The 26,399-nt window shown below is 72.4% G+C and carries 24 protein-coding genes; 12 read left to right on the forward strand and 12 right to left on the reverse strand.

Features of this window, described 5'->3' with window-relative positions; genetic code table 11:
- The first annotated feature begins 63 nt into the window (after window positions 1-63).
- Together IRQ30_RS01665 and IRQ30_RS01670 are read left to right on the forward strand one after the other, a co-directional pair.
- Window positions 64-1,221 (forward strand): ROK family protein, encoded by a 1,158-nt coding sequence (locus IRQ30_RS01665; protein WP_338089522.1) that lies wholly within the window; start codon window positions 64-66, stop codon window positions 1,219-1,221.
- 196 nt (window positions 1,222-1,417) lie between these two features.
- Window positions 1,418-3,397 carry a helicase C-terminal domain-containing protein gene (locus IRQ30_RS01670; RefSeq protein WP_193611307.1) on the forward strand — a complete coding sequence of 660 codons (1,980 nt, stop codon included), beginning with the start codon at window positions 1,418-1,420 and terminating at the stop codon, window positions 3,395-3,397.
- A 38-nt stretch (window positions 3,398-3,435) separates the two neighbouring features.
- Here IRQ30_RS01670 and IRQ30_RS01675 read toward each other — a convergent pair whose 3' ends face one another.
- From IRQ30_RS01675 to lexA, 4 genes are all read right to left on the reverse strand, one after another.
- A complete protein-coding gene (locus tag IRQ30_RS01675; protein ID WP_193611308.1) occupies window positions 3,436-4,719 on the reverse strand; it encodes an alkaline phosphatase family protein in 1,284 nt (427 codons plus the stop codon).
- Complete coding sequence (locus tag IRQ30_RS01680) at window positions 4,716-6,413, reverse strand: alkaline phosphatase D family protein (RefSeq protein ID WP_338089523.1); 1,698 nt, start codon at window positions 6,411-6,413, stop codon at window positions 4,716-4,718. Before IRQ30_RS01680 ends, IRQ30_RS01675 begins: the two co-directional genes overlap by 4 nt.
- Window positions 6,414-6,489: 76 nt before the next feature.
- On the reverse strand, window positions 6,490-8,067 hold the full coding sequence (locus IRQ30_RS01685; protein WP_193611309.1) for an MXAN_6640 family putative metalloprotease: 1,578 nt from the start codon (window positions 8,065-8,067) through the stop codon (window positions 6,490-6,492).
- 10 nt (window positions 8,068-8,077) lie between these two features.
- Window positions 8,078-8,791 (reverse strand): transcriptional repressor LexA, encoded by a 714-nt coding sequence (gene lexA, locus IRQ30_RS01690; protein ID WP_193606552.1) that lies wholly within the window; start codon window positions 8,789-8,791, stop codon window positions 8,078-8,080.
- A 279-nt stretch (window positions 8,792-9,070) separates the two neighbouring features.
- Between lexA and IRQ30_RS01695 the strand changes: the two genes are divergently transcribed.
- Window positions 9,071-9,412: a LysM peptidoglycan-binding domain-containing protein gene (locus IRQ30_RS01695; RefSeq protein WP_193611310.1), complete on the forward strand. Its 342-nt coding sequence runs from the start codon at window positions 9,071-9,073 to the stop codon at window positions 9,410-9,412.
- A 177-nt stretch (window positions 9,413-9,589) separates the two neighbouring features.
- Here IRQ30_RS01695 and IRQ30_RS01700 read toward each other — a convergent pair whose 3' ends face one another.
- Complete coding sequence (locus IRQ30_RS01700; protein WP_193611311.1) at window positions 9,590-9,940, reverse strand: hypothetical protein; 351 nt, start codon at window positions 9,938-9,940, stop codon at window positions 9,590-9,592.
- Window positions 9,941-10,034: 94 nt separating this feature from the next.
- On the opposite strand from IRQ30_RS01700, the gene IRQ30_RS01705 reads away from it, so the two are divergent.
- The 3 genes from IRQ30_RS01705 (at window position 10,035) to IRQ30_RS01715 (ending at window position 14,424) form a co-directional block, all read left to right on the forward strand.
- The gene (locus IRQ30_RS01705; RefSeq protein ID WP_193611312.1) at window positions 10,035-10,544 is read left to right on the forward strand and encodes a mismatch-specific DNA-glycosylase; all 510 of its coding nucleotides are present in this window, start codon (window positions 10,035-10,037) and stop codon (window positions 10,542-10,544) included.
- Between the two features lie 290 nt (window positions 10,545-10,834).
- Entirely contained in the window at window positions 10,835-11,341 is a 507-nt protein-coding gene (gene nrdR, locus IRQ30_RS01710; RefSeq protein ID WP_193606548.1) for a transcriptional regulator NrdR, read from the forward strand.
- Window positions 11,342-11,481: 140 nt separating this feature from the next.
- Complete coding sequence (locus tag IRQ30_RS01715) at window positions 11,482-14,424, forward strand: vitamin B12-dependent ribonucleotide reductase (protein WP_193611313.1); 2,943 nt, start codon at window positions 11,482-11,484, stop codon at window positions 14,422-14,424.
- A 104-nt stretch (window positions 14,425-14,528) separates the two neighbouring features.
- On the opposite strand, the gene IRQ30_RS01720 is transcribed toward IRQ30_RS01715, so the two are convergent.
- Window positions 14,529-15,008: a universal stress protein gene (locus tag IRQ30_RS01720; RefSeq protein WP_193611314.1), complete on the reverse strand. Its 480-nt coding sequence runs from the start codon at window positions 15,006-15,008 to the stop codon at window positions 14,529-14,531.
- Window positions 15,009-15,036: 28 nt separating this feature from the next.
- Window positions 15,037-15,444, reverse strand: coding sequence for a VOC family protein (locus IRQ30_RS01725; RefSeq protein WP_193611315.1), 408 nt, complete (start codon window positions 15,442-15,444; stop codon window positions 15,037-15,039).
- 164 nt (window positions 15,445-15,608) lie between these two features.
- Here IRQ30_RS01725 and IRQ30_RS01730 point away from each other — a divergent pair, with 164 nt between their 5' ends.
- From IRQ30_RS01730 to IRQ30_RS01740, 3 genes are read left to right on the forward strand one after another with little or no spacing between them, the layout of a single operon-like run.
- Window positions 15,609-16,394 (forward strand): SDR family NAD(P)-dependent oxidoreductase, encoded by a 786-nt coding sequence (locus tag IRQ30_RS01730; RefSeq protein WP_193611316.1) that lies wholly within the window; start codon window positions 15,609-15,611, stop codon window positions 16,392-16,394.
- Window positions 16,395-16,441: 47 nt separating this feature from the next.
- On the forward strand, window positions 16,442-17,293 hold the full coding sequence (locus IRQ30_RS01735; protein WP_193611317.1) for a helix-turn-helix transcriptional regulator: 852 nt from the start codon (window positions 16,442-16,444) through the stop codon (window positions 17,291-17,293).
- Window positions 17,294-17,346: 53 nt separating this feature from the next.
- Window positions 17,347-18,030 carry a SprT-like domain-containing protein gene (locus tag IRQ30_RS01740; protein WP_193611318.1) on the forward strand — a complete coding sequence of 228 codons (684 nt, stop codon included), beginning with the start codon at window positions 17,347-17,349 and terminating at the stop codon, window positions 18,028-18,030.
- Window positions 18,031-18,056: 26 nt separating this feature from the next.
- Here the strand turns inward: IRQ30_RS01740 and IRQ30_RS01745 are convergent, their stop codons facing one another.
- The 4 genes from IRQ30_RS01745 to IRQ30_RS01760 all read right to left on the reverse strand — a co-directional run bounded on the left by IRQ30_RS01745 (window position 18,057) and on the right by IRQ30_RS01760 (window position 20,171).
- Window positions 18,057-18,746 (reverse strand): hypothetical protein, encoded by a 690-nt coding sequence (locus IRQ30_RS01745; RefSeq protein WP_193611319.1) that lies wholly within the window; start codon window positions 18,744-18,746, stop codon window positions 18,057-18,059.
- 19 nt (window positions 18,747-18,765) lie between these two features.
- Window positions 18,766-19,056 carry a transcriptional regulator gene (locus IRQ30_RS01750; protein ID WP_338089524.1) on the reverse strand — a complete coding sequence of 97 codons (291 nt, stop codon included), beginning with the start codon at window positions 19,054-19,056 and terminating at the stop codon, window positions 18,766-18,768.
- Window positions 19,053-19,520, reverse strand: a complete 468-nt coding sequence (locus IRQ30_RS01755) for a hypothetical protein (protein ID WP_193611320.1) — start codon at window positions 19,518-19,520, stop codon at window positions 19,053-19,055. Before IRQ30_RS01755 ends, IRQ30_RS01750 begins: the two co-directional genes overlap by 4 nt.
- A gap of 84 nt (window positions 19,521-19,604) precedes the next feature.
- Window positions 19,605-20,171, reverse strand: coding sequence for a hypothetical protein (locus IRQ30_RS01760; RefSeq protein ID WP_193611321.1), 567 nt, complete (start codon window positions 20,169-20,171; stop codon window positions 19,605-19,607).
- A gap of 110 nt (window positions 20,172-20,281) precedes the next feature.
- Here IRQ30_RS01760 and IRQ30_RS01765 point away from each other — a divergent pair, with 110 nt between their 5' ends.
- From IRQ30_RS01765 to IRQ30_RS01775, 3 genes are read left to right on the forward strand one after another with little or no spacing between them, the layout of a single operon-like run.
- Window positions 20,282-22,945, forward strand: a complete 2,664-nt coding sequence (locus IRQ30_RS01765; protein ID WP_193611322.1) for a class F sortase — start codon at window positions 20,282-20,284, stop codon at window positions 22,943-22,945.
- Window positions 22,946-22,998: 53 nt separating this feature from the next.
- Complete coding sequence (locus tag IRQ30_RS01770) at window positions 22,999-23,790, forward strand: hypothetical protein (protein ID WP_193611323.1); 792 nt, start codon at window positions 22,999-23,001, stop codon at window positions 23,788-23,790.
- Entirely contained in the window at window positions 23,787-24,119 is a 333-nt protein-coding gene (locus tag IRQ30_RS01775) for a TraR/DksA C4-type zinc finger protein (protein ID WP_193611324.1), read from the forward strand. The genes IRQ30_RS01770 and IRQ30_RS01775 overlap by 4 nt, the downstream gene beginning before the upstream one ends.
- A gap of 3 nt (window positions 24,120-24,122) precedes the next feature.
- Here the strand turns inward: IRQ30_RS01775 and IRQ30_RS01780 are convergent, their stop codons facing one another.
- Window positions 24,123-26,399 (reverse strand): catalase, encoded by a 2,277-nt coding sequence (locus IRQ30_RS01780; RefSeq protein ID WP_193611325.1) that lies wholly within the window; start codon window positions 26,397-26,399, stop codon window positions 24,123-24,125.

The raw sequence follows: 26,399 nt of genomic DNA on the forward strand, positions 1-26,399 counted from the left end.
GTCGAGGTTTTGGCAAAAGTTCTTCGCTGGACGTTCATAACTCCCGCGTGGAAGACTGCGGCGGTGCGGACCAGCGACGTCTTCGAGCTCCTGCGCGACGGCCGGCCCCGGACTCGCGCGGAGCTCGCCGACGCCTCGGGCCTGGCCCGGAGCACCATCGCCTCGCGCATCGACGTGCTGATGCGGATGGGGCTGGTGGCACCCTACGGCGGCGGCGTCAGCACCGGCGGCAGGCCGCCGTCGCTGCTCGCGCTCAACCCCCGCGCCTGGGTCGTCGTCGGCGTCGACATCGGCGCGACGCACGCCACCGCGGCCCTGGCCGACCTCTCCGGGACGATCCTGGTCGAGCGCCGGGCCGACATCGACGTGGCGACCGGACCCGACCACGTGCTCGGCTGGGTCGAGGAGGTCGTGGCCGAGATGCTCGCCGACCAGGAGCGCACGGTCTCCGAGCTCGCCGCGATCGGCATCGGCCTGCCCGGCCCCGTGGAGCACGACACCGGCCGCGCGATCAACCCGCCGATCATGCCGGGCTGGCACCGCTACGACGTACCGGCCCGGGTGCAGCGCGCCTTCCCCGTGCCCGTGCTCATCGACAACGACGTGAACATCATGGCCCTGGGCGAGCAGCACGCCCACCTGCCCGACGTCGACAACCTGGTCTTCATCAAGGTCAGCACCGGCATCGGCGCCGGGCTGATCTCCGGTGGCGAGCTCCAGCGCGGCGCGCAGGGCACCGCCGGCGACCTCGGCCACGTCCGGGTCTCGCGCGCCGGCGACGTCACCTGCCGCTGCGGCAACCAGGGCTGCCTCGAGGCCGTCGCCGCCGGTCCGGCGATCGTCGAGTCCCTCCGACGCGCCGGCGTCGAGGTGGGCGCCGGCCAGGACGTCGTCGCGCTCGTGCAGAGCGGTGAGCCGGCGGCGGTCCAGGCGATGCGGCAGGCCGGACGCGACCTCGGCGAGGTCGTCGCGGTGCTGGTCAACGTCATCAACCCCTCGGTCATCGTCATCGGCGGCTCCCTGGCCGCCGCCGGGGAGAGCCTCCTCGCCGGCATCCGCGAGGTCGTCTACCAGCGCTCGCTGCCCCTGGCGACCGAGCACCTCAGCATCGTCACCGCCCAGGCCGGCGAGCGCGCCGGCGTGCTCGGCGCCGCCGCCCTCGCGATCGGCCACGTCCTCTCGCCCGACTACATCGAGGCGCGGAGCCTGGCGCTGGTGTGAGGCTCCGCGCCGGTGACGTTTCCCCAAGGTATGCAGGGGAACCGTCACTTCCCACGGGCTGCAGACCGAGGGAGGTGACGCCACGGCGACATCCCTTGGTGAAACTGCCCACCGCCGCCCGCCACCGGCCCGCCACCGCGCCCCCACCTGGGGACGGCGTCACCCGACGGTCGGTGGGCGCGGCTAGGGTTCTCGGGTGTCCGAGCCCTCCGATCTCCCGCTGACGCAGGTGCTCGCGACCGCGGTCGAGGCGCTCGGCGGCAAGGAGCGCGCCGGCCAGGTGACGATGGCCGAGGCCGTGGCCACCGCGATGACGTCGAAGAAGCACCTGCTGGTCCAGGCCGGCACCGGCACCGGCAAGTCGCTCGCCTACCTCGTGCCGAGCCTGATGAACGACGAGCGCGTCGTGGTCGCGACCGCCACGCTGGCGCTGCAGCACCAGCTGGTCGAGCGCGACCTGCCGCGCCTGATCGAGGCCGTCAAGGACGTGCCCGGCGTCGACACCTCCTACGCCGTGCTCAAGGGCCGCTCCAACTACGCCTGCCTGCACCGCGTGCGTGAGGGGGTCCCCGACGAGCAGGGTGCGCTGGTCGACCTGCCGGCCGGCTCGATGGGGCAGAAGATCCTGGAGCTGCGCGCGTGGGCCGAGGAGGAGGCCAAGGACGGTGGCAGCGGCGAGCGCGACTCCGCCCCGCGCCACATGGACAAGGACTGGCGCCAGGTCAGCGTCAGCCACCGCGACTGCCTGGGCGCGGCCAAGTGCCCGTTCGGGCAGGAGTGCTTCGCCGAGCTGGCCCGCGAGAAGGCGCACCGCTCGCACCTGGTCATCACCAACCACTCGCTGCTCGCGATCGACGCGATCGAGGGCGTGCCGATGATCCCCGACTACGACGTCGTGGTGATCGACGAGGCCCACGAGCTGACCGCCCGGGTGACCCAGGCCGCCACCGACGAGCTGACGGCCAGCGACGTCGAGCGTGCGTCGCGCCGCTCCCAGCGCCACGTCGAGGGGCCCGAGGCCGACGACCTCGCCGACGCCGCGGGTGCGCTGCGCGACGCGATCGCCGCTGCCCGGCCCGGCCGGTTCGAGAAGGTGCCCGAGGAGCTCGCCGACGCCCTGGTGCTGGTGCGCGACGCCGCGCGCACCTGCCTGTCGGCCTACCCCAAGGAGAAGGGCGGCGACGCCGACGCCGATGCCGGCCGCACCCAGGCGCGCGGCTCGGTCCAGGACGTCTTCGTGACCGCCGAGCGGATGGCCGCGGGCTCCGACGCCGACGTGCTCTGGCTCAGCGAGGGCACCGAGCGCATCCCGCCGCGCCTGTGCGTGGCGCCGCTGCAGGTGTGGGGCCAGATGCGCGACAAGCTGCTGACGGACAAGACCGTCGTGATGACCTCGGCCACCCTGATGCTCGGCGGCGACTTCTCCTCGCTGGCCAGCAGCGTGGGCCTCAAGCCCTCCGAGCGCCTGGTCGACGGCGCGGCGGTCCGGGGCGGCGAGGGCGTGCTGCCCTGGGTCGGCATCGACGTCGGCTCGCCGTTCGACTACGGCCAGCAGGCGATCCTCTATGTCGCCAGGCACCTGCCGCCGCCGGGCCGCGACGGCCTGGTCAAGGCACAGCTCGACGAGATCTGCGAGCTCGTCGACGCCGCCGACGGCCGCACCCTCGGGTTGTTCTCCAGCCGCCGCGCGGCCGAGGCCGCCGCCGAGCACGTGCGCGAGCAGCTGCCCCACCTGACCACGCTCGCCCAGGGCGACGCCCAGCTGCCCGAGCTCGCCAAGCAGTTCGTCAGCGACCCCCACACCTGCCTCTTCGGCACGCTCAGCCTGTGGCAGGGCCTCGACGTCCCCGGCGAGACCTGCCAGCTCGTGCTCATCGACCGGATCCCGTTCCCCCGCCCCGACGACCCGCTCATGAGCGCGCGCCAGAAGGCCGCCGACGCCGCCGGCGGCAACGGCTTCATGCAGGTCGCCGCCACCCACGCCGCGCTGCTGCTGGCGCAGGGCGCTGGGCGCCTGATCCGCACCACCGACGACCGCGGCGTCGTCGCCGTCCTCGACCCCCGCCTGGCCACCGCCCGCTACGGCGGCTTCCTCAAGGCGAGCCTGCCGCCGATGTGGACCACCACCGACCCCGCCGTCGTCCGCAAGGCGCTCCAGCGCCTGGCGAAGGTCTAGCCGGCAGCCTGCACATCCACGCCGACCGCGGGCTCCCGCTAGATCCGGGCGCGCCCGTCCCAGCCGCGGCGCGGCTTGCCGGCGCCGAAGAACGACGCGACCGTGGGAGCGACGTCGACGGTGCGGGCCAGCGCGGAGGACGCCTTGCGGCGCGGCACGCGTGGGTGACCGCCGGCGATGAAGAACGGGATCGGCCGGGTGGCGGGGTGGCCGTGGTTGCCGGGGATGGGGTTGTCGGTGACCGGGTTCGGGTCGCTGAAGCGCCAGCCGGCCTTGCAGAAGACCACGACGTCGCCGGCGTTGGGGCCCAGTCGCAGCGCCTTCGCGTCCCGTCGGGGAGCGGAGAGCACCCCGGGGGTGGCCAGCGCGATCTGCCGCATCCGGTGGATCGCGCGCGGACGGTCGGCGGTCGCGCCGGTCCAGTACAGGAGGTCGGCGCCGCCGTTGGCCGAGATCCGCACCTTGCCGGCGAGCAGCGGGTCGGCGTCCATCGACGCCTGCAGCGAGATCACCCTGTCGGGGGTCGACCAGTCCATCGAGTGGTCGGCCAGCACGATCAGCATCGAGTGGCGCCACCGCCCGGTCGACTGGAGCATGTCGACGAACTGCCCGACCAGCCGGTCGGTGTCGGCGAGCGCGAGGCGCCGGGCGAGGCGGACCGTCGTGCCGGTGAAGTCGGAGTGACCGAACCGGTCGATGTCGCCGAGGTTGACGAACATCAGGTGCGGGTCGTACTCCCGCACCATCGTGCGCGCGGCCCGCATCGTGAAGACGTCGGGGGCGTGGCCGGAGACGGGGATGATCGGCGCCGGCTCCCAGCGGTGGGTGGCGCGGGTGCCGAAGACGCCGTAGAGGTACTCCTTGCTCAGCACCGTGCCCGTCCGGTAGCCGCGACGGTTGAGCCGCTGGATGACGGTGTCGACCCGGATGTCGGAGGCGCGGTCCATGGTGCGGGTCTCGCCCAGCCGGCGGTCGTAGATCGCGTTGGCCGGCACCCCCGTGCGGTCGGGACGCATGCCGGTCATCATCATCACGTGGTTGGGGATCGTCTCCATGATCGGCATCGAGACCGCCCGCGGGAAGCGGTGGCCGCCGTCGCGGAGGGCTCGGAGCCGGGGCGTCAGGCCGCCGTCGATCTCGCCGGGGATGCAGCCGTCGATCACGAGCACGTAGGCCCGCTTGCGGTCGCCCGGCGGCGGGCCCGCCGCCGCTGCCGTCGTCGCGACCGCGGTGGAGAACGCCAGGCCGGCGCCGCCCACCTTGAGCAACGTACGGCGGCCGGTGCGCACCTCCGCGAGCCCGGCCTCGAAGGGCGTGGTCATCGGCCCACCGGCCGATCGACGGGGGTGACCTTCGCGGTGCCGGCTCGCGTCTGCCAGGACGCCGTGTGGCTGATCCGGGTCCTGCGGTCGCGCCGGTCGCCGATCACGAACCAGTCCATCTGGGTGCGCGCGGGCGTGATGTCGAGCACCGAGAAGCCGTGGTCGTCGAAGTTGAGGTACTTGATGTGGCGGTTGTTGGCCAGGATCACCCGCTCGACCGCCAGGCTGGCCGGACTGCGAGGCGGGGTGCCGAGCTGGTCCTTGAGGTTGTTCGAGGTCACCGAGGTGCACACGAACTCCACGCCGGCCGACCCGTCGACGACCGGGTACGTCGAGGCGTCGTAGGGCAGGTCGCAGGCCCACGCGCCGTGGATGTCGCCGGTGATGAAGACCGTGTCCCCGATCCCGCGGTCGCGGATGTGGGCGAAGAGCTCCCGGCGGTCGTCGGTGTAGCCGTCCCAGGCGTCCACGTTGAGGGGGAACCCGTCGTCGGGGAGCACCTCGAGCACGTTGTTCACGGGTCGCAGGACCTCGTCGGGCAGCCCCTGCAGCCCGAGCGGCGCGATCATGACGGGGTTGCCCACGATCTTCCACTGCGCGCCGCGCCTGCTGAGCGAGTCCTTGAGCCAGCGCATCTGCTGGCGTCCGACGATGGTGCGGTCGGGGTCGCTGATCGCGGCCTCCGCGGCGGGAGCGGGGAACGGCAGTGCCGTGCTGACCTGGCGGCTGCGGTGGGTGCGCAGGTCGAGCATGCTGATCTCGGCGAGACGCCCGAAGCGCAGCCGCCGGAAGAGCCGGTCGCCGTCTCCGAGCCGGGCGGTGCCGTCGAGGCGTACGGGCATCCACTCGTCGTACGCGCGGTGGGCCCGTGCCCGCCGGCGGGCGAAGCCGCCCTCGCCGGCGTCGTGGTTCTCGGCGCCCGCGCTCCACTGGTCGTTCGCGACCTCGTGGTCGTCCCAGGTGACGATGAACGGGTACTTCGCGTGCAGGTCCTGCAGGTCGGGGTCGCGCTTGTACTGCGCGTGGCGCTGGCGGTAGTCGGCGAGGGAGACGATCTCGCGCGCCGGCTCGTGGCGACGGACGTCGGTGTCGTCGGAGCCGGCGCCGTACGCGCCGGGCGCGTACTCGTAGAGGTAGTCGCCGAGGTGGATGACGGCGTGCAGGTCGTCGCGCCGCGCCAGGCCGCGGTAGGCGCTGAACCAGCCGGCCTGCAGGTTGGCGCACGAGACGACGCCGAAGCGCAGGTGGCCGGGCAGGCTGCGGGTCGCGGGCGCCGTGCGCAGGCGCCCGACGCGGCTCGAGGTGCCGCGGTAGCGGAAGCGGTAGAAGTACCAGGTCGCCGCGGAGAGGCGGCCGACGTCGACCTTGACGGTGTGGTCCCGTCCGGGACCGGTGGTGACGCTGCCGCGGCGCACGATCCGGCGGAACCGGCGGTCCCGGGCGACCTCCCACGTCACCTCGACGCGGGGCCCCTCTCCCGAGCCGGGGCGGCTCGCGGCGGTGGGGGTGACCCGGGTCCAGATCACGACCCGGTGGGGGAGCGGGTCGCCGGCGGCGACGCCGTGCTGGAAGAAGCGGCGCCCGGCCGCCTCGGCGGGGGCTGGTGCGGCTCCGGCCAGCGCGGCCGCGCCGGCACCTGCCGTGCCGGTGGCGAGGACGGCGCGGCGGCGTACGGGCAACGAGGGGAGGCTCACGTCAGTAGTCAACGTGGGAGCCGCCGCGAGGTGATGGTGAACGCCGGATGGTCATCCGGCGTTCACCGTGCGTGCGCTAGCGGTAGGCGCGGGCCGCGAGCTTCTGCCGCTGACCGTCGTCGCGCGACTTGCCCTGGCAGGAGAACGCCGTCCCGCGCCAGCACCGGAAGCGGCCGCTGGCGTTGACCAGCGTGACCTCGACGAAGGAGACGGTCGAGCGCGAGAACGGCACGGCTCGCTGGGCGTTGCCACGCGCGCCGGGGCGCACGACCTGCACCTTCTGCGTGCCGTTCTTGAAGAACGTCGTGATGACGGCGCGCGACCCGCGGGAGGCCGAGGCCAGGTCGAGCTTGACGCGCACCTTCCACCGGGGAGCGCGGAGCGCGGCGACCGGGGTGAGCCGGTAGGTGGCGGAGCTCAGGTGGTTGAGGCGCACCTCGCGCCTGACCAGGCCGCGCGAGACCCGGGCGCGGCCCGCCAGGGGAGCGGCGCGGTAGGCGGCGCCCTCGGAGTAGGTCTTGCGCGGGCGCCGGTTGGCGGCGGAGAAGGTGCTGAACTCGCGCTGGGCGGAGGTGCCGCGCGCCTTCAGCACGCTGGAGACGGCCTGCCAGGAGTACTGGTTGCGCCGGGCCGGGCCGGAGCCGTCGGCGCGGCGCCACATGTCCCGGACGATGGTCGGCAGGCCCCCCTGCGTGCCCGGGAACCGCTCGCTGAGCCGACGGAAGAAGATCCAGACGCCGTAGTGGTAGCCGTTGTTGGGGTTGAAGCGGTCCATCGAGAGGCGGGGGCGGCGCAGCGGGCTGGCGGCGAGGTACTGGCGGTTGTCGTCGACGGAGTCGTAGACCTCGTCCTCGATCCAGGCGGCGGTCGCCTCGAGGAACCAGGCGTCCTCGGCGAAGTCGTAGGCGTACTGGACGGCGTGGAAGTACTCGTGCGCGACGGTCACCTGGAGGTTCTCGTCGGGGGTGTGGGCGGCGAACCCGGCCTCGGCGTAGTTGTTGTCGACCACGCAGTAGGCGTAGCGGTCGTACGGCGCCCGGAACGGCTTGCGCTCGTCGGTGGTGCAGTAGCCGTAGAGGCCGCGGTCGCCGATGTTGGCGATGTAGATGTCCGTGCGCGCGTCGCCGCCCCGCGTGCCGTCGGGCTTGGGGGCCTTGTAGCCGGCGGCGACGTAGCGGTTGTGCACCGACGTCGTGGTCGCCAGCGTCTTCGCCGCCCACGCGTCGGTCGCGGCCTCGGGGCCGGCCTTCACGTAGTGCACGCAGACCACGGGGGAGCAGATCCTGGAGACCGGGAAGGGGCCGTAGGTGTCGTCGTCGGACGGCGACGTGGGCCGGGCGAAGATCCGCTCCGCAGTCACGCGGTCGGCGCCCTCCAGCTCGTCGAGCCGCAGCGCGAGCTCGCGCAGGGCGAGCGTGGCGTCGACGTCCTCGTCACCCTCGCCCTCGAGGGCGTCCTCGGCGATGTCGAGCGCCTGCTCGGCCTCGGGGGAGGACACCTCGACGGGCGCGTCCTCGGCACCCTCCGCCGCGCTCTCAACGGCCGTGTCGTCCCGGTCGACGGCCCCTGCGCTCGGCGCCGCGAGGAGCGAGGCCAGGACGGCGAGGAGGGCCAGCAGGAGGACGGGTGCGCGGCGAGCGCTGAGGGGAGGCACCCGCGCGAGCCTACATGCGACGCAGGACGGCGGTGACCTTGCCGAGGATGGTCGCGTGGGTGCCGTCGATGGGCTCGAACGCCTCGTTGTGCGGCAGCAGCCAGACCTGGCCGTCCTTGCGCTGCAGCGTCTTGACGGTGGCCTCGCCGTCGATCAGCGCGGCGACGATCTCGCCGTTCTCGGCGGTCTGCTCGCGCTTGATCACGACGTAGTCGCCGTGGCAGATCGCGGCGTCGATCATCGACTCGCCGGAGACCTCGAGCAGGAAGAGCTCGCCCTCGCCCACCAGCTGGCGGGGCAGCGGGAAGACGTCCTGGAAGGTCTCCTCGGCCAGGATCGGTCCGCCGGCCGCGATGCGGCCGAGCAGCGGCACGTTGGTGGGGGCCGGGGCGACGTCGCCGATGCCGGTCTCGTCGTACGACGACTCCTCGGCGCTGCTCATCGAGCGTCGGGCCGCCATCACCTCCGGGAGGAAGACCTCGAGCGCGCGCGGCCGGTTGGGGTCGCGCTTGAGGAAGCCCTTCTCCTCCAGCGTCTTGAGCTGGTGGGCCACGCTCGAGCTGCTGGTCAGCCCGACCGCCTGGCCGATCTCGCGCATGCTCGGGGGATAGCCCCGTCGCTCGATGCTGTCCTTGATGGTCGCGAGCACGCGCAGCTGCCGGGGGGTGAGGCCCGTGGCGTCCGGGGGTCCGTCGGGGAGCTCGGTGACAGTCTTCTTGGCCATGAGGTGAGGGTCCCACCATCGGCGGGTTTGTTCAAACACCTGTTCGAACGGCGTGTCGCGCCCCCTCCCGCCGAGGCGTTCGAACATTTGTTCGTCCAGGGTCTTGATTTCGTTCGAACACCTGATCTAGTCTCGTACACATGTTCGATCGAACGTCTGATCGAGTGGGCCGCAATCGCCGCAGGATCGCTCGCCGATCTCCGGTGGGTGTCGGTGGCCACCGTTAGACCTTGCTCGACACATACCGAGGCTGACCGCCACTTCCCCAGGAGGTCCCAGATGAGCACGATGACGTTGCACCGCCCGATCCCGCAGACCCGGCAGGCGAGCACGCTGCGCCTGACCCGTCGCGGCCGGCTCGTCGTGCTGCTCCTGGCTCTGGGCGTCGTCCTGGGTGTGGGCTTCGCCCTCGCCTCCGGCTCCGTGGCGACCCAGGAGGCCGGCACCCCCGAGCCCACCCGCGTGGTCATGGTCGGGGCCGGCGACACCCTGTGGGACATCGCCGCCGACGTGGACCCGGAAGGCGACACCCGCTCCACGATGGAGGAGATCACCCGCCTCAACGCGCTCGACTCGAGCATGGTCACGGTCGGCCAGCAGCTGATCGTGCCCGACGAGTAGACCCACACAGACTTCGTCAGCCGCCTCGACCCCGGCTGACGAGCCGGGGAAGACAGGGGGCGGGGCCACACGGTGGCCCCGCCCCTTGCGGCATGGGGGAGTCCTCGCTGCGCTCGTCCTCCCTTGGGAGTACTCGCTGCGCGTACTCCCGGGCTCGTCGGGGGTGGCGGGGCTGTGTCAGCGGGCGGCGCGGCGGCCGCCGCCGGAGGGCGGGGCCGGGGTGGGCGTGTCGCTCGGGGCGGGCGGCGCCGAGGACCGGGTGAGGCCGAGGGCTCGCAGGATCCGGGCGACGAGGATCAGGCCGAGGAACAGGCAGGCCACCGCGCCGACGGAGGCGAGCGCGAGGAACGCCCAGGCCTGCGAGTCGCCGCCGCGTGCCTCGGTGCCGAAGTCGATGGCGGCGTAGACCAGGTAGCCCCAGGCCAGGACGGCCGCGGTGACCCCGAGGGCGTAGGCCAGCAGCGCGGGCCGGAACCCGCGCTGGGGCTTGGCCCCCCGGCGCGACCCGGCACGCTTTCCCTGGCTCACGGGGGCCATTGTGTCTGATGGACCGCTGCCCTCCTACCAGGACCCGCGGGCCGTCGGTGGGCATCGCCCGCGCCCCAGCGGGCACCGGGGCGTCATGGAGGTCCTCCCCGACATCGTCGGTCCCGCCCCGGTCGTCGTGTTCTGCGGCCTGGCCGGCGCCGAGAGCATCAAGAGCCGCGACCACTACTACGCCTCGCCCGGCAACAGCTTCTGGGAGTCCCTGCACCTCAGCGGCATGTCGCCACGGCGGCTGCGTCCGGAGGAGGGCGCCTCGGTGGTCGAGCTGGGGCTGGGCCTCACCGACCTGGTCGGCCACTGGGACCCGCGCTGGGTGGAGATCGACGAGCTCGCCGCCAAGGTGGAGCGCTGGGCGCCGGAGTGGCTGGCCTTCACCTCCAAGGGCGTCGCGCACGAGGCGGCCCGCGCCCTCAAGCGACCGAAAGTCGGGTTGGGCGCGGCGGACTGGTACGTCGGGGAGAGCCAGGTCTTCGTGCTGCCGGGCACCAGCGGGGCCAACCAGCGTCGCGACTACGACGGTCGGCCCACCCGGATCGCGTGGTGGCGCGATCTCGCCGCACTCTCGGGCCTGGCCGCTCAGGAGTGACGCGCGGCCGGTCCGGACCGGCTCACCCCTGCTGACCTGCGTGAACGCCGCCTGCTGGAGCCGGTCCGCGGCAATTCCGCGGACCCCCTTGCGTGCCGCGGCGGCCGGGGCGTACGCTTCCACAACATCTAGTAGTTACAACGATGTAGTTATCCACATCTAGTGCACAGGCCGCAGGGTCCCCGCACACAGTTTCAGCGGGATGACGCACAGTTCCGCGGTTGTTATCCACAGTGGAGAGCTCGTTCTCCACAGTCTGCAGCACGGTCACCACCCGAGAGGAGGACCCGATGCACTGCCCGTACTGCCGCAGCACCGACACCCGGGTCCTCGACTCACGGGTGTCCGACGACGGCTGCTCCATCCGCCGCCGACGTACGTGCTCGGCCGAGAGCGGGGGCTGCGGCAAGCGCTTCACGACCGTGGAGCAGATGCAGCTGACCGTGCTCAAGCGCTCCGGCGCCACGGAGCCGTTCACCCGCGACAAGGCGATCTCCGGCGTCCGCAAGGCGTGCAAGGGTCGTCCCGTCACCGAGGACGCGCTGGCCCGCCTGGGCCAGGCCGTCGAGGACGCCCTGCGTCTGTCCGGTGCCGCCGAGATCCCGGCCCACGAGGTCGGCCTCGCGATCCTGCAGCCTCTCCGTGAGCTGGACGAGGTGGCCTACCTCCGCTTCGCCAGCGTCTACCGCGCCTTCGAGTCGGCCGACGACTTCGAGGACGAGATCGCCAGCCTGCGCGCTGAGCGAGCCGTCCCGGACTCCCCGGCCGCGCTCGCCCACTCAGCCCCCAGCGGCTGACCCAGAACCGCCCGGCAGGTCGTGGGGAAGCGGCCTGCCGGGCGCACCAATCGTCGAGCACCAGCCCACCCGGGGCTGTCGGTGCTCCCAGCTTGACTAGAAGCAGCCCTCCACCCGCACCAGGAAGCACGAGGAGAACCATGACCGAGACCGTCAGCGGCACGAGCAGGGGCGCGGGAGACACCGTCTTCGGCAAGCGCCTCACCATGGAGCGCGTCTTCAGCACCGAGGGTGTCCACCCCTACGACGAGCTCACCTGGGAGCGCCGCGACGTCGTCCAGACCAACTGGAAGACCGGCGCCACGGTCTTCGAGCAGCGCGGGGTCGAGTACCCCGACTTCTGGTCGGTCAACGCCAGCACCATCGTCACGACCAAGTACTTCCGCGGCGCCGTCGGCTCCGACGCCCGCGAGTGGAGCCTCAAGCAGCTCATCGACCGGATCGTGAAGACCTACACGAAGGCCGGTCTCGACCACGGCTACTTCGCCACCGACGGTGACGCCGAGGTCTTCGAGCACGAGCTGACCTGGCTGCTCGTGCACCAGTACTTCTCCTTCAACTCCCCGGTGTGGTTCAACGTCGGCACGCCCTCGCCGCAGCAGGTGTCGGCCTGCTTCATCCTGTCGGTCGACGACTCGATGGACTCGATCCTCAACTGGTACAAGGAGGAGGGCTTCATCTTCAAGGGCGGCTCCGGCGCCGGCCTCAACCTCTCCCGCATCCGCTCCTCCAAGGAGCTGCTGTCCTCCGGCGGCACGGCCTCGGGCCCCGTCTCCTTCATGCGCGGCGCCGACGCCTCCGCCGGCACCATCAAGTCGGGCGGCGCCACGCGTCGTGCGGCCAAGATGGTCGTCCTGGACGTCGACCACCCCGACATCGTCGAGTTCGTCGAGACCAAGGCGCGCGAGGAGGACAAGATCCGCGCCCTGCGCGACGCCGGCTTCGACATGGATCTCGGTGGCGCCGACATCACCTCGGTCCAGTACCAGAACGCCAACAACTCCGTCCGCGTGAGCGACGAGTTCATGCGCGCGGTCGAGGACGGCACCGACTTCGCCCTGCGCGGCCGCAAGAACGGCGAGGTCATCGAGATGATCGACGCCCGCGAGCTCTTCACCAAGATCTCCAAGGCCGCCTGGGAGTGCGCCGACCCCGGCCTGCAGTACGACGACACGATCAACGACTGGCACACCAACCCCGAGACCGGCCGCATCACCGCGTCCAACCCGTGCTCGGAGTACATGTCGCTCGACAACTCCTCGTGCAACCTCGCCTCGCTGAACCTGCTCAAGTTCCTCAAGGACGACGACACCTTCGACGCGCCGCTGTTCGCCAAGGCCGTCGAGTTCATCATCACCGCGATGGACATCTCGATCTGCTTCGCCGACTTCCCGACCGAGCCGATCGGCCAGACCACCCGCGACTACCGCCAGCTGGGCATCGGCTACGCCAACCTCGGCGCGCTGCTCATGGCCATGGGCCTGGGCTACGACTCCGACGGCGGCCGCGCGATGGCCGCGACCATCACCTCGCTGATGACCGGTCAGTCCTACAAGCGCTCGGCCGAGCTCGCCGCGATCGTCGGCCCCTACGCCGGCTACGCCCGCAACGCCGAGGCCCACAAGCGGGTCATGCGCAAGCACCAGGCCGCCAACGACACGATCCGCACCCTCGGGATCGTCGACAGCCAGGTGCACCGCCTCGCCACGCAGGCCTGGGCCGACGTCCAGGAGCTGGGTGCGGTCAACGGCTTCCGCAACGCGCAGGCCTCCGTGCTCGCGCCCACCGGCACCATCGGCTTCATGATGGACTGCGACACGACCGGCATCGAGCCGGACTTCTCGCTGGTCAAGTTCAAGAAGCTCGTCGGCGGCGGCTCGATGCAGATCGTCAACCAGACCATCCCGCGCGCCCTGCGCAAGATGGGCTACGTCGGCGAGCAGGTCGAGGCGATCGTCCACTACATCGCCGAGCACGGCCACGTCATCGACGCCCCCGGCCTCAAGCAGGAGCACTACGAGGTCTTCGACACCGCCATGGGTGCCCGCTCGCTCAAGCCGATGGGCCACGTCCGGATGATGGCGGCCTGCCAGCCGTTCCTCTCCGGCGCCATCTCCAAGACGGTCAACCTCCCCGAGACCGCCACGGTCGAGGAGATCGAGGACATCTACCTGCAGTCGTGGAAGCTGGGCCTCAAGGCCACCGCCGTCTACCGCGACAACTGCAAGGTCGGCCAGCCGCTCTCCGGCGGCAAGGGCGACAACAAGGGCCAGGACTCCAACACCAGCAAGGTGGAGGAGGAGGTCGCCGAGGCGACCAAGGTGATCGAGAAGATCGTCTACGCCCCGGTCCGCAAGCGCCTGCCCAAGTCGCGCCTGTCGCGCACCACGTCGTTCACCGTCGGCGGTGCCGAGGGCTACCTCACCTCCGGTGCGCACGACGACGGTCAGCTCGGCGAGGTGTTCCTCAAGCTCGGCAAGCAGGGCTCCACGCTCGCCGGCGTCATGGACGCCTTCTCGATCGCGGTCTCCATCGGCCTCCAGTACGGCGTGCCGCTCGAGACCTACGTCGCGAAGTTCACCAACCTGCGCTTCGAGCCGGCCGGTCTCACCGACGACCCGGACGTCCGCATGGCCCAGTCCCTGATGGACTACGTCTGGCGCCGCCTGGCCCTGGACTATCTGTCCTTCGAGGAGCGCTCCGCGATGGGCATCTACTCCGCCGACGAGCGTCAGCGTCACCTCGAGACCGGCTCCTACGAGCTCGTCGAGGAGACCGGCTCCGCCTCGGAGCTCATCGAGGAGGGTTCGGTGGTTGAGGAGGTTGCGAAGCAACCGTCTCGAAATCCCGAGACCGTGGAGGGTCAGGTCGTCGAGACCAAGGACTCCAAGGGCGCCGAGCAGCGCGAGGTCCCCGCGACGATCCACTCCGGCCAGGAGGCCCACACCTCCGCCGAGCTCCTCGAGAAGCTCACCGGCACCGCGGTCGACTCCCCGCTCTGCATGACCTGCGGCACCAAGATGCGTCCCGCCGGCTCCTGCTACGTCTGCGAGGGCTGCGGCTCCACCAGCGGCTGCAGCTGATCGACTGAGACGAGGAGGGCCCGACACCGTGAGGTGTCGGGCCCTTCTTGCGTCTCGGGGACGTCGTCCGTGGTGCGGCGCCGGACGACGTCCCTCGGCGACTGCTAGCCCTGGCGGATCGAGCGCTCGGTCTCCGCCGTCTTGCGGTTGCGGACGATCACCACGGGCACGGGGGAGTGGCGGCTCACCTGGTCGGCGACGGAGCCGAGGGTCAGGCCGCGGAAGCCGCCCAGGCCGCGGGCGCCGACGACCACGAGGTCGGCGTCGCTCGCGCAGTCGAGCAGGGCGTTGGCAGCGGGGGCGCGCTTGGCGACGTACTCGACCTCGACGCCGGCGTGGTCGGCGGCGACGCGCTCGGTGTCGGCCCGGAGGTCCTGGAGCACGGCGGCCTCGAAGTCCTCGATCGGCGGGATGTGGCCGACCGTCTGGGTCTCGGGGCGGGGCGCGGTCTTCATCGACCAGCCACGCACGACCCGTACGGCGCCGCCCACGGCCCGGGCGTGGTCCAGCGCCCAGCGCAGGGCGGGCTCGGCCGCGTCGGAGCCGTCGTTGCCGACGATGATCAGGGGCTTCTCGGTGGTCATGTGCTCATGGTCTCACCGCCGGGCCCGATCAGGGCTGCGGGACGATGTTCACCATCCAGCTCACGCCGTGCTGGTCGGCGCACTGGCCGAAGACGTCACCCCACATCTGCCTCTCGAGCGGGACTTGGATCTCGCCGCCCTCGGAGAGCGCGGCGAACCACGCCGTGAGCTGGGCCTCGTCGTCACCGCTGAGGCACAGGGTCACCGTGTCGCTCGCAGAGACCGTCACGTCCGGCGGGGTGTCGCCCGCCATGAGCACGAGCCCGTGCGGGGTCTCGAGCTGCGAGTGCATGATCTTGTCGGCCTGCTCGCCCTCCATCCCCATCTCACCGAAGGTGTTGACGAGGAGCTCACCGCCGAAGACGGACTCGTAGAAGGTGATCGCGGCGCGGGCGCCGCCGTTGAAGTGGAGGTAGGGGCTGAGTCGGGTGGTCATGCCAGATCGAGGGGGGACGAGGGCGGGAGTCATCGGTCCGCCCGGGGCGGTCTCGAGGCTCGCTTCGCTCGCACCTCGACCACCGACTGGAGCCAGCCAGGGACCGGTGGTCCCTGGATAGTCACGGCCTTCATCCGCACGACGTGCCGGCGCAGGCTGGACGCATGACCACACCGAACAGCGACACCACGCAGACCAGGACCGCGCTCGTCACCGGCGGCAACCGAGGCCTGGGGCGCAGCTCCGCGCTCCACCTCGCTCGGGCCGGGACGGACGTGATCATCACCTACCGCGCCAACGCCGACGAGGCGGCCGCGGTCGTCGCGGAGATCGGGGCCACGGGCCGTCGGGCCGTCGCCCTCCAGCTGGACACCACGCAGGTCGAGACCTTCGACGCCTTCGCCGCCGACGTACGGCGCACGCTCGCCGCCGACTGGGGCCGGGAGCGCCTCGACGTCCTCGTCAACAACGCCGGCGTCGCCGCGCCCACGCCGGTCGGCAGCACCGAGCTCGGCGCCGTCCAGGAGCTCGTGGCCGTGCACTTCACCGGCGTCGTGTTCCTGACCCAGGCGCTGCTGCCGCTGCTGGCCGACGGCGGGCGGATCATCAACACCAGCACGGGCCTGGCACGGTTCACCGGCGACGGCGCGCTGTCGGTGTACGCCTCGATGAAGGGGGCGGTCGAGGTCTACACGCGCTACCTCGCCAAGGAGCTCGGCCCGCGCCGGATCGCGGTCAACGCCATCGCGCCGGGACCGACGGCCACCGACTTCGGCGGCGGCTCGCTGCGCGACGACGACCAGGTGCGCGCCCACCTCGGCGCCGTCACCGCGATGGGCCGCGTCGGGCAGCCCGACGAGATCGGCGCGGCCGTCGCGGCGCTCGCCTCGGACGCCATGGGCTGGGTCACCGGGCAGCGGGTCGAGGCGTCGGGCGGCATGCTCCTGTGACCCAGCGTGTGACCCAGCGTGTGACCCAGCCTGGGACACTGGGGGGCATGGACAGGGCCCAGCTCGCCGACTTCCTCCGGACCCGCCGCGAGGCGCTCCAGCCCGAGGACGTCGGGCTGCCGCGCGGGCCGCGGCGGCGTACGGGAGGGCTGCGGCGCGAGGAGGTGGCGGCGCTGAGCGGGATGTCGGTGGACTACTACGGCCGCATCGAGCAGCAGCGCGGCCCGCAGCCCTCCGAGCAGATGCTGGCGGCGATCGCGCGGGGGCTGCACCTCTCGCTCGACGAGCGCGACCACCTCTTCCTGCTCGGCGGGCACCCGGCGCCGCGCCGCGCGCGTCGTGAGGACCACGTCGACGCCGGGCTGATGCGGATCCTGGACCGGCTCGCCGACACGCCCGCGATGGTCGTCAACGGCGTGGGGGAGACCCTGGTGCAGACGCCGCCCGCCGTCGCGCTGCTCGGCGACGAGACGTCGTACGAGGGGCTGGACCGCTCGGTCGTGCACCGGTGGTTCACGCAGCCGGAGTCGCGGGCGATCTACCCGGAGGAGGACCGGCCGCGCCACGGCCGCCAGTTCACCGCCGACCTGCGGGTCGCCTACGCGCGCGACGGCGCCGGCTCCCGCGCGGCCGAGATCGTGGACGCGCTGCTGGCGACGAGCGAGGAGTTCGCCTCCGTCTGGGCCGAGCACGAGGTCGAGCGCAAGCACACCAAGCTCAAGCGCATCGCCCACCCGGAGGTGGGCCTGGTCGAGGTGCACTGCCAGGTGCTCTACGACATCGAGCAGTCGCAGGGGCTGCTGGTCTTCACCGCCGCGCCGGGCAGCGAGAGCCACGAGAAGCTCCAGCTCCTCAGCGTCATCGGTGCCCAGCGGCTCGATGTCGGCGGCGCTTCCTAGGATCGTCTCGTCACTCGGCAGTCGACACCGGGGAACGGTCAGGGAGGTACGACGTGCAGCTCGCGGAGGCGGCCCGGCTGGGCCGCGCGCTGCTCGACGAGCACGGCCTGCACGACTGGGAGCTCGTCTTCGACCGCGCCAAGCGCCGCGCCGGCATCTGCCGCGAGTCCGAGCGCCGCATCGGCCTGTCCGCGCCCCTGACACAGGTCCACAGCGACGCCGACGTCCGCGACACGATCCTCCACGAGATCGCCCACGCACTGGTCGGCGCACGCCACGGTCACGACCGCGTCTGGAAGGCCACCGCGCGCCGCATCGGCTGCAGCGGCGAGCGTCTGATCTCGGCCGACACCCCGGGCGTGGACGGCGCCTGGGTCGGCGTGTGCGGCGCCGGCCACCGGGTCACCCGCCACCGTCGACCGACCCGCCCGATGGCGTGTGCCACCTGCTCCAGGGCCTTCGATCCCGCCCACCTCTTCACCTGGACCCACCACGGGCAGACGGTCCCGATGACGCCGGCCTACGACGCCCAGCTGTGCCGCATCCTGTCGCGCCCCGCGACCCTGTTCGACGCGCCCCCGGCCGACGTGGGCGCCCGCATGCGCGTGACCGCGCAGGGTCGCTACGAGGGCGTGGTGGGCACGCTGGTCAAGCGCGGCCGCACCCGTTACCACCTGGCGGTCAAGGGCGGCGTGCTGACCGTGCCGTTCACGCTGGCCGAGCGCGTCGACGCGTGAGGCCCGCGCGGGGCCCCGCGTGAGACCTAGTAGGCGTCGGCGATCGTGATCTTGTCGTAGGCCGCCGGCATGGTGTCCGTGGAGTAGCAGTCGAGCGGCACGATCTGGCCGACCTCGGCCGTCTCCGAGCGGCAGCTCACCGTGGCGAGCAGCTCGTTGCCCTGGAAGAGCTTGATCCGCACCGACGCGTCGTCGATCGCGTCGCGCTGGTTCTCGTACTTCAGCCCCACGACATCGGCCTCGCCGAGGTCGTCGGCCAGGATCTTCCAGCCCGCCTGGTACTCGAAGCCGTAGACGTCGAACGCCTCGCCCTGCTCGATCTCGAGCGGGTTGTCGACGCCGCCGGGCTCCCGGTCGTTGGCCGTGACCTCGTCGACGGCGTTGTCGATCTCGTTGGCGGCCAGGCCGACCACCGCGAGGCAGCCGCCGACGAGCAGCAGCGCCAGCAGGCCGATGACCAGCAGCACGTTGCGCGTGGTGTTGCTCTTCTGCGGCGGCGTGAAGCCGTAGGGACGCGGCGGGTACTGGCCGTAGGGGCTCGCGGGCTGCTGCGGCTGTCCGTACGGCGTGCCGGCCTGGGGATCGCCGTACGGCGACGGCGGGGCCTGCTGCGACTGCGGGGTCTCGGGTGCGGCGCCCTGGTGGGGCACCCAGTTGTGCCCGTCCCATCGCCACTTGCCGTCGGGGCTGATCTGCTCGCCGCTGCCTTCGCTCATGCGCGGATCCTATGCGTCCTCAGCCGCCGGCCTGCTCCAGGATCGCGGCGAGTGCGCGCCGGTGTCGGGCGTAGGCGGCGCGGCCCTCCCGCGTGAGGCGGTAGGACGTCACGGAGCCGCGCCCGCGACCGGCCTTGGCGATCACGACGTACCCGGCCCTCTCGAGGGTCGCCATCTGCTTGGACAGGTCGGAGTCGCTCACGCCCAGGTGGTCGCGCAGGAACGGGAAGGTCGCGTCGGCCCTGGTCAGCACCGCCATCGCGGCCAGTCGCTTGGGCGCGTGGATGACGGGGTCGAGGTCCTCGATCACCCGAGACGCGCCCGCGTCCGCTCGGCGGCGTCGGCGTAGGCCCGCTCGTAGAGCGTGAGGCCCACCGTCACCAGGACCGTGGTCGTCGCTGCCGCCACCCACGCGTTGAGCAGCAGCCAGACCAGCGCGCCCGCGGCCATGATCACCAGGATGCCCGCCGTGTAGCGGGCGAACGCCGGCCGGAACTCCGGCGGCGCGCCCTTCGGCGACGGCAGCGCCCCGTGGTAGCGGGTGTACCAGGTCACGAACGCCATCTGCACCAGGAGCAGCAGCGCGATGCCCACCACGGAGATGGGGGAGCGGCGCTCGGTGAGCGCCAGCATCGACACCAGCGCCCCGGCCCAGAGCCCGGCGGCGGGCGGGTACCACCACGGCGTCGGCGGGAAGTCGATGTAGGGCGCAGCCTCGGCGCGGTCGGCCACGCGCTGCGCCTCACGGACGTCGTCGAGGGGATCGCTTTCCATGCCGGAAACCTAGCGCACGCTTTCCGGTGCGGCAAGTGATCGGTGTCGCTGGTGCTGGGCCTCTGCCGACCCTGTCGGCTCGGTCTAGAAGTCCGGCCCGTACCCGGCCTCCAGCTGCGCGGCGAGTGCGTCGTACCGGTCATGGGGCAGCCCGAGCTGGCGTCGGACCTGGGCGCGTGTCTCGACGCACATCTCCTCGACTCCGTCCAGGTCCTCGTCCGGGTCCAGCCGGGAGAGAGGCAACGTCAGCCAGCGCTGTGCCTGGCGCAGCCGGCCGTTCGCGAGCAGCAGCTCCCCGACGAAGAGGCAGGTCGAGGTCGTCAGCAGCCCGCTGCGGAAGTCGTCCAGCAGCCGCTGGAGCAAGTCGTCGGCCCACGCCGGATCGTCGGTCGCGAACGCCAGCTCGAGCTGGACGGCACGGGTGGCGATGACGCCCTCGGACGGCTCGTCCTGGATCGAGGACAGCAGCGCTCGGGCCCGCTCGTGCTCGTGGCGCAGCATCCAGTGCCCGGCGGCGGCCTGGAGGAAGAGGACGCGCCCGTGCTCGCCGGGGGACATCCGACGGCCGAGGGCCTCGTGAGCCTCGGCCTTGTCGAGGCGCAGGCCGTACTCGATGTCGGCGTGCAGGCGTTCGGCCTCGAGCGGATCCATGTGCGTGACGCTAGCGCGTGGTGTCGGTGGCGACACGGATTCCACGCGGTCATCCACAGGCGGCGAGATCGCGGTTTTCACGGGCTCCGCGCCTGGCAACGGTGGTCGCCATGTCGATCTCTCGGAAGCCCCGCTCGCTGTGCCTGTCCCTGCTCACCGTCCTCGCCCTGCTCGTCGCCGGGCTCGCGCTGGTGGTCGCCCCACCGGGCGGCGCACCGCCGGCGGAGGCGGCGACCCGCGTTGCCAAGGACACCTGCCGCCGCATCGATCCCAACCTCGTCAACGGCGCCTGCCTGCGCTACCGCGTCGACGGCCGCAGCGGGCTGACCTGGATCGGCACCTACCGCGCGCCGAGCGGCCGGGTGTTCTTCTGCATCGACTTCCTCTACGACTCGCGGCTGCCCCGTGAGGCCCGCGAGGTCTCGACGCGCCGGCTGGTCAACCAGCTCGGCGACCGCGTGCGCGACCGTGAGGTCGCGGCGCTCAACCACGTCATCTCGACGTGGGCGGGCCGTGGGTCCACGGGCAGCGACGAGCGCGACGCCGCGATCGCGCTGATCATCCGCGAGGTGATGAGTGACGGCCGCCGCCGCGACGGCACCGTGGTCTACCCGCAGGGCCTCGAGGTGGGGGAGCGCGTGCGGCCGCCGATCGGGGGACTCGACGGCTCGATCATGGGGCTCGCGCAGGAGATGTGGCGTGCGGCCTCGGCCTACTACGGGCCCTACCGCCTCGTCATGGACAGCCGCGGCAGCGGCCCGGTGCACCTGGGCCGCAGCCGCACCTACCGGGTGCGCGTGATGTCGGCGGCCGGGCGTCCGGTCCCGGGCGTGCGGGTGCGGTTCAGCTGCCGCGGCCCGGTCCGGTGCCCGCGGACGCTGGTCACCGGACGCCACCGCTCGCAGGTGCGGGTGCGCCCGCGCGACGTCGGTCGCTACCGGGTGCGCGCGTCGGCGTCCGGCCCCTCCTCCGACGGCCTGCTCTACCGCACGGCCGACTGGCGCGGCCACGGCGGGCCGCACGCGCGCAACGCCGGGCGCCAGCGAGGCTGGATCGCCCAGGAGAGCCGCACGACCGCCGTCGTCGAGGCCGCGGCGCGCATCCGCAGGGCGCGTCCGCGGGTGATCACGCAGACCTCCGAGGCCGAGGTGACGCCCGGTGCCCGGATCCACGACATCGTGACGGTCTCGGGCCTCCCGGCCGGCTACGCCGCCCGCGCCACCGCCACGCTCTTCGGGCCCTACGACGCCCAGCCCGGACCCGGTGACTGCACGCCGGACCGGGTCGCGGGCCGCGTGACGTTCCCCGTGAGCGGCAACGGCACGTTCGAGACGCCGCCGGTGACCGTGGGGCAGGTCGGTCTCTACACCTGGGTCGAGCACCTCCCCGGTGACGAGCAGACCCTGCCCACCACCACCCGCTGCGGCCTGGTCGAGGAGACGACCCGGGTGGTGCCGTTCACCCCGACGGTCCGCACCACCGCGTCCCGGCAGCGCGCCTTCGTCGGCGACGCGATCCACGACGCCGTGCTCGTCGGAGGCATCGCGCGCAGCCCCGTGACGATCCAGTGGACGCTGCACGGTCCCGTCGCTCCCCGCGGGGGCTCCTGCGCCGGCCTGACCTGGACCGGCGCGCCGGTCGCCGCCCGGGGCGTCGTCGCGGCCGCCGGCGACGGCCTGCACCGCACGCCGTCCACCACGATGCGCACGGCCGGCTGCTACACCTACAGCCAGTACGTCCCGGCGACGCCGCTCACCCACGAGGCCAGCAGCCCGCCGGGCCTGGTCCCGGAGACCGCGCTGGCCGTGCGCCGTACGCCGCGCGTGACGACGGTCGTCTCCGACCAGCACGCGCTGGTCGGCCAGCGCCTCCACGACCGGGTGCGCATCCGTGGACTGGCGCGGGGCGACCGGGTGGTCGTGCGCTGGTGGCTGCACGGCCCGCGGGCCCCGCGGGCCAACGGCTCGTGCGACGGGCTGCGCTGGCGCGGCTCGGGGATCGCCGACAGCGGCTCCTTCGTCGCGAGGGGCAACGGCACCCACACGACCCGAGGCACGCTCCTGCGCACCGCCGGCTGCTACACCTACAGCGAGCGCCTGCAGGCCAGCGCCACGACCGAGCCCGCGGAGAGCAGGCCCGGGATCCCGGTGGAGACGGCCCTCGTCACGCGTCCGCCGCTCCCGCGCATCCCGGAGGTGCCCTCCGGGCCGGCTCGTGCGAGCACCCGCCCCGACGGCGAGCTCACCTACCCCACGGCCCGCACCGAGCCGCGCTACCTCTACCGGCCCTACGTCGCACCGCACGACCCGTCCTCGGCGCGGAGTCGACCGGCGGGACAGCTGCGCATCGACCGCATCGGGCTGCGGGCGCCGGTCGACCCCGTGGGCCTGGACCGCGGCACCATGGCGATCCCCAACGACCGGTTCCGCCTGGGCTGGCTGAGCGCCACGGCGGCGGCCGACGACCTGATCGGCTCCAGCGTGGTGTCGGGGCACGTCTCCGACCGCAGTGACCGCCCCGGAGCGCTGTGGCGCCTGCGGCAGGCGCGCGTGGGCGACGTCGTGCGCTGGGCGGAGCCCGGTGGGAAGGTCCACCGCTTCGTCGTCCGGAGCATCCGCCGCTACGACCGTCGCCGCGGGGTCCCGGGGACCGTGTTCCGCACCGACGGGCCCCACCTCCTGCACCTCGTGACCTGCACCAACAGGCGCAGCACCGGGGGCGGCGGGTTCCACTACGCCGACAACCTGGTGGTCACCGCGCAGGAGGTGTCCTGACTCACCCCCGCGGGATGTGAGTTCCGCGGAGGTGTTTGGCACCCTGGAAGGAGATGAGTGACGACACTGAGACCGACAACCCGCCCAAGATCGACTGGCTCAAGACCATCGCCGGGGCCTTGGCCGCGGTCACGACCGCGGTCCTGCTGTCGACCCTCGGCGCCGCCGGCACCCTGATCGGCGCCGCGCTCGGCAGCATCGCGGTGACGATCTCCAGCCAGGTGTACGCGCAGGGACTGGCGCGCAGCAAGCGCACCATGGCGAAGGCGCAGGAGACCGCGCTCGCCAAGGTGGGCATCGCCCAGGCCGAGGTCCGCCGCGCCGGTCGTCGACAGAACGACACCGGCGCGGTGGAGGCGCACCTCGAGGTGGCCGACGACCGTCTCGAGCAGGCGCGCGAGGAGCTGGACGACGCGGCCCCGGCGCAGCTCGGCCTGCGCGAGCGGCTGCTGCTGCTGCCGTGGAAGCGGATCGGGCTGCTGGCCGCCGCGACGTTCCTCCTGGTGCTGGTCGCGATAGCCTCGTTCGAGGCGCTGACCGGCCGGAGCGTGGCCTCCTACACCGGCGGCAGCGACAAGGACTCGAGCTCGACCTTCACCGGCGGCGGCTCCTCGGACCGCGGCGACCGCAAGGACGACCCGAAGCAGCAGCCCTCCGAGGAGCCGAGCGACGAGGCGCCCAGCGACGATCCCACCGCGGAGACGCCGTCCGACGATCCCACCGAGGAGCCGTCGGAGACCCCGAGCGACGAGCCCACCGAGGAGCCGTCGAGCACGCCGACCGGGCAGCCCACCACCCAGCCCTCGCCCACCCCGACCGCGCCGGCGCCCACGCCCGCGCCGTGAGCGAGGCCCGCGAGCTGCTGCTGGCCGACCGGGCACGGACGGCGGCCAGGCTCGCGACGCTGCGGGGAGACTTCCGCAGCGTCGTGGACGCCTCGCGCGACACGAATGCCGACGACGAGCACGACCCCGAGGGCGCGACCATCGCCTTCGAGCGCTCGCAGGTCGGTGCGCTGGTGCGCCAGGCGTCCCAGCACCTCGAGGAGGTGGAGGCCGCGCTCGCCCGTCTCGACGACGGGAGCTACGGCCGCTGCGCCGTGTGCGGGCAGCAGATCGCCGCCGGGCGGATGAAGGTCCGCCCGACGGCGCGCACGTGCGTGTCCTGCGCCTAGCTCTTACTGGATCGCGGCGGGGAAGCGCTCCCAGACTCGGTGAGCGGCCATGAGCCCCTGCACCTCGGTGAACACGGTCGCCGCGTCCTCACCGCTGACGACGCCGGGCTCGTCCGACGGGACTCCTGCAGCCGCGAGGGCCTGGACACCCTCGCCCCAGGCGCCGATCACCTTGGCGTGCCGGAAGCACTCCTGGACCATCAGCACGACCCGCGGGTCGATGAGCGGCTGGCCGGGGGTCCCGGCCTTGTCGTCGCGGGCGCCCAGCGCGTCGGGTGCCGGCACCGGCGCGCCGGCGACGAGCAGGACGTCGTACTCCACCGAGCGACCGGTCGCGAAGGTCCGCTGGACGGGCATGTCGCCGACCATCCCGCCGTGCGGGGCGATGAGCAGCGGCACCATGCCCGCGGCGTCGATGGTGCGACGCAGCGCGCGGACGCCCTCGAGGTCGCCGGCGGGGTCGACGACGATGCCGACCATCCGTCCGTCGGGCGGCCACTCCCCGCCGACCTGCGACAGCGCGGGGCTGAGGTCGGGGTCCTCGAGCGGGATCGTGGCCTGGGGCGCGGGCAGGCCGAGGCCGGTGGCGACCTCCTGGCAGAGCACCGGGTCGATGTTGGCCAGCGACTGGAGCTGGCGCTCCTTGATCGCCTGCTCGTAGCACTTGCCGAGCTCGAAGGTGTAGGCCCGGACGATGTGCTCCCTCTCGACCGGCGTCATGCTCAGCCAGAACTGGCGGGGCTGGCTGTAGTGGTCGTCGTACGACGCCGGGTTCTCGCGCACCTTGGTCGACTCGGCCACGCGGACCGGCAGGTCCTGGAAGGCGTTGTCGTCCGCCCCGGCGAAGAACGGGCAGCCGCCGTCGAGCGAGGCCGGCTTGTAGGGCGCCACGCCGCCGTGGACGGCGTGCTGGTGGAAGCCGTCGCGCAGCATGTCGTTGACCGGCGCGTGCGGCCGGTTGATCGGGATCTGCGAGAAGTTGGGCCCGCCCAGCCGGGTCAGCTGCGTGTCGACGTACGAGAAGAGCCGCGCCTGCAGGAGCGGGTCGTCGGTGACGTCGATGCCGGGAGGCAGGTGCCCGACGTGGAAGGCGACCTGCTCGGTCTCGGCGAAGAAGTTGGTCGGGTTGGCGTTGAGGGTCAGGCGCCCGATGGGCTGCACCTCGGCCTGCTCCTCCGGCACGATCTTGGTCGGGTCGAGGAGGTCGATGCCGTTGAACATCTGCTCCTCGTTGTCCTCGAAGACCTGGATGCCGAGCTCCCACTGGGGGAACGCGCCGGACTCGATGGCGTCGTACAGGTCCCGGCGGTGGAAGTCGGGGTCGATGCCGTTGATCAGCTGCGCCTCCTCCCAGGTGAGGGAGTGGACGCCGAGCACGGGCTTCCAGTGGAACTTCACGAGCGAGGTCTCGCCGGCCTCGTTGACGCAGCGGAAGGTGTGGACGCCGAAGCCCTCCATCATCCGGTAGGAGCGGGGGATGCCGCGGTCCGACATGTTCCACATCGTGTGGTTCTGCGCCTCGGTGTGCAGCGAGACGAAGTCCCAGAAGGTGTCGTGGGCGCTCTGCGCCTGCGGGATCTCCCGGTCGGGGTGCGGCTTGCCGGCGTGGATCACGTCGGGGAACTTGATGCCGTCCTGGATGAAGAACACGGGGATGTTGTTGCCGACGAGGTCGAAGGTCCCCTCCTCGGTGTAGAACTTCGTGGCGAAGCCGCGGGTGTCGCGCACCGTGTCGGCCGAGCCGCGCGAGCCCAGGACCGTCGAGAAGCGGACGAAGACCTGGGTCTCCTTGCCCTTGGCGAGGAAACCCGCCTTGGTGACGGACCCCGCCGAGCCGTAGCCCTCGAAGGTGCCGTGGGCGCCGGCGCCGCGCGCGTGGACCACGCGCTCGGGGATGCGCTCGTGGTCGAAGTGGGTGATCTTCTCGCGCAGGTGGTGGTCCTGGAGCAACGTCGGCCCGCGCGGGCCCGCCTTCAGCGAGTGGTCGCTGTCGCGCAGGCGCGCGCCCTGGGAGGTCGTGAGGTACGCCCCCTGCTGCGCAGCATCGGTCGGGAGGGCGTCGACCTTGGTGCCCGTCGCGGTGCGCGTGTCCGGCGTGCGCTGGTCGGGCTTGGGCGGCAGCGGCTCCATCGGCTTGGTCGGCTCCTCCAGGGTCGCCGGTGCGGCCCCCGGCGTGCCAGGAATCACCGGCTCCAGGAGCTCTGCGGCCTTGTCGATGGTGGACTTGACGGCCTTGGTGGCCTTGGCGGCCGCCTTCTTGGCGGGCTTGCTGGGGGTCAT

It is taken from the genome of Nocardioides lijunqiniae (genome assembly GCF_015024225.1).
Taxonomy (GTDB): Bacteria; Actinomycetota; Actinomycetes; order Propionibacteriales; family Nocardioidaceae; genus Nocardioides; species Nocardioides lijunqiniae.

What these genes read in the sequence shown, in the direction of transcription:
- IRQ30_RS01675 (WP_193611308.1), bottom strand. Translation starts at nt 4,719, where the DNA reads ATGACCACGCCCTTCGAGGCCGGGCTCGCGGAGGTGCGCACCGGCCGC.
- lexA (WP_193606552.1), bottom strand. Translation starts at nt 8,791, where the DNA reads ATGGCCAAGAAGACTGTCACCGAGCTCCCCGACGGACCCCCGGACGCC.
- IRQ30_RS01695 (WP_193611310.1), top strand. Translation starts at nt 9,071, where the DNA reads ATGAGCACGATGACGTTGCACCGCCCGATCCCGCAGACCCGGCAGGCG.
- IRQ30_RS01705 (WP_193611312.1), top strand. Translation starts at nt 10,035, where the DNA reads ATGGAGGTCCTCCCCGACATCGTCGGTCCCGCCCCGGTCGTCGTGTTC.
- nrdR (WP_193606548.1), top strand. Translation starts at nt 10,835, where the DNA reads ATGCACTGCCCGTACTGCCGCAGCACCGACACCCGGGTCCTCGACTCA.
- IRQ30_RS01715 (WP_193611313.1), top strand. Translation starts at nt 11,482, where the DNA reads ATGACCGAGACCGTCAGCGGCACGAGCAGGGGCGCGGGAGACACCGTC.
- IRQ30_RS01720 (WP_193611314.1), bottom strand. Translation starts at nt 15,008, where the DNA reads ATGACCACCGAGAAGCCCCTGATCATCGTCGGCAACGACGGCTCCGAC.
- IRQ30_RS01725 (WP_193611315.1), bottom strand. Translation starts at nt 15,444, where the DNA reads ATGACCACCCGACTCAGCCCCTACCTCCACTTCAACGGCGGCGCCCGC.
- IRQ30_RS01730 (WP_193611316.1), top strand. Translation starts at nt 15,609, where the DNA reads ATGACCACACCGAACAGCGACACCACGCAGACCAGGACCGCGCTCGTC.
- IRQ30_RS01735 (WP_193611317.1), top strand. Translation starts at nt 16,442, where the DNA reads ATGGACAGGGCCCAGCTCGCCGACTTCCTCCGGACCCGCCGCGAGGCG.
- IRQ30_RS01745 (WP_193611319.1), bottom strand. Translation starts at nt 18,746, where the DNA reads ATGAGCGAAGGCAGCGGCGAGCAGATCAGCCCCGACGGCAAGTGGCGA.
- IRQ30_RS01755 (WP_193611320.1), bottom strand. Translation starts at nt 19,520, where the DNA reads ATGGAAAGCGATCCCCTCGACGACGTCCGTGAGGCGCAGCGCGTGGCC.
- IRQ30_RS01760 (WP_193611321.1), bottom strand. Translation starts at nt 20,171, where the DNA reads ATGGATCCGCTCGAGGCCGAACGCCTGCACGCCGACATCGAGTACGGC.
- IRQ30_RS01765 (WP_193611322.1), top strand. Translation starts at nt 20,282, where the DNA reads ATGTCGATCTCTCGGAAGCCCCGCTCGCTGTGCCTGTCCCTGCTCACC.
- IRQ30_RS01770 (WP_193611323.1), top strand. Translation starts at nt 22,999, where the DNA reads ATGAGTGACGACACTGAGACCGACAACCCGCCCAAGATCGACTGGCTC.
- IRQ30_RS01780 (WP_193611325.1), bottom strand. Translation starts at nt 26,399, where the DNA reads ATGACCCCCAGCAAGCCCGCCAAGAAGGCGGCCGCCAAGGCCACCAAG.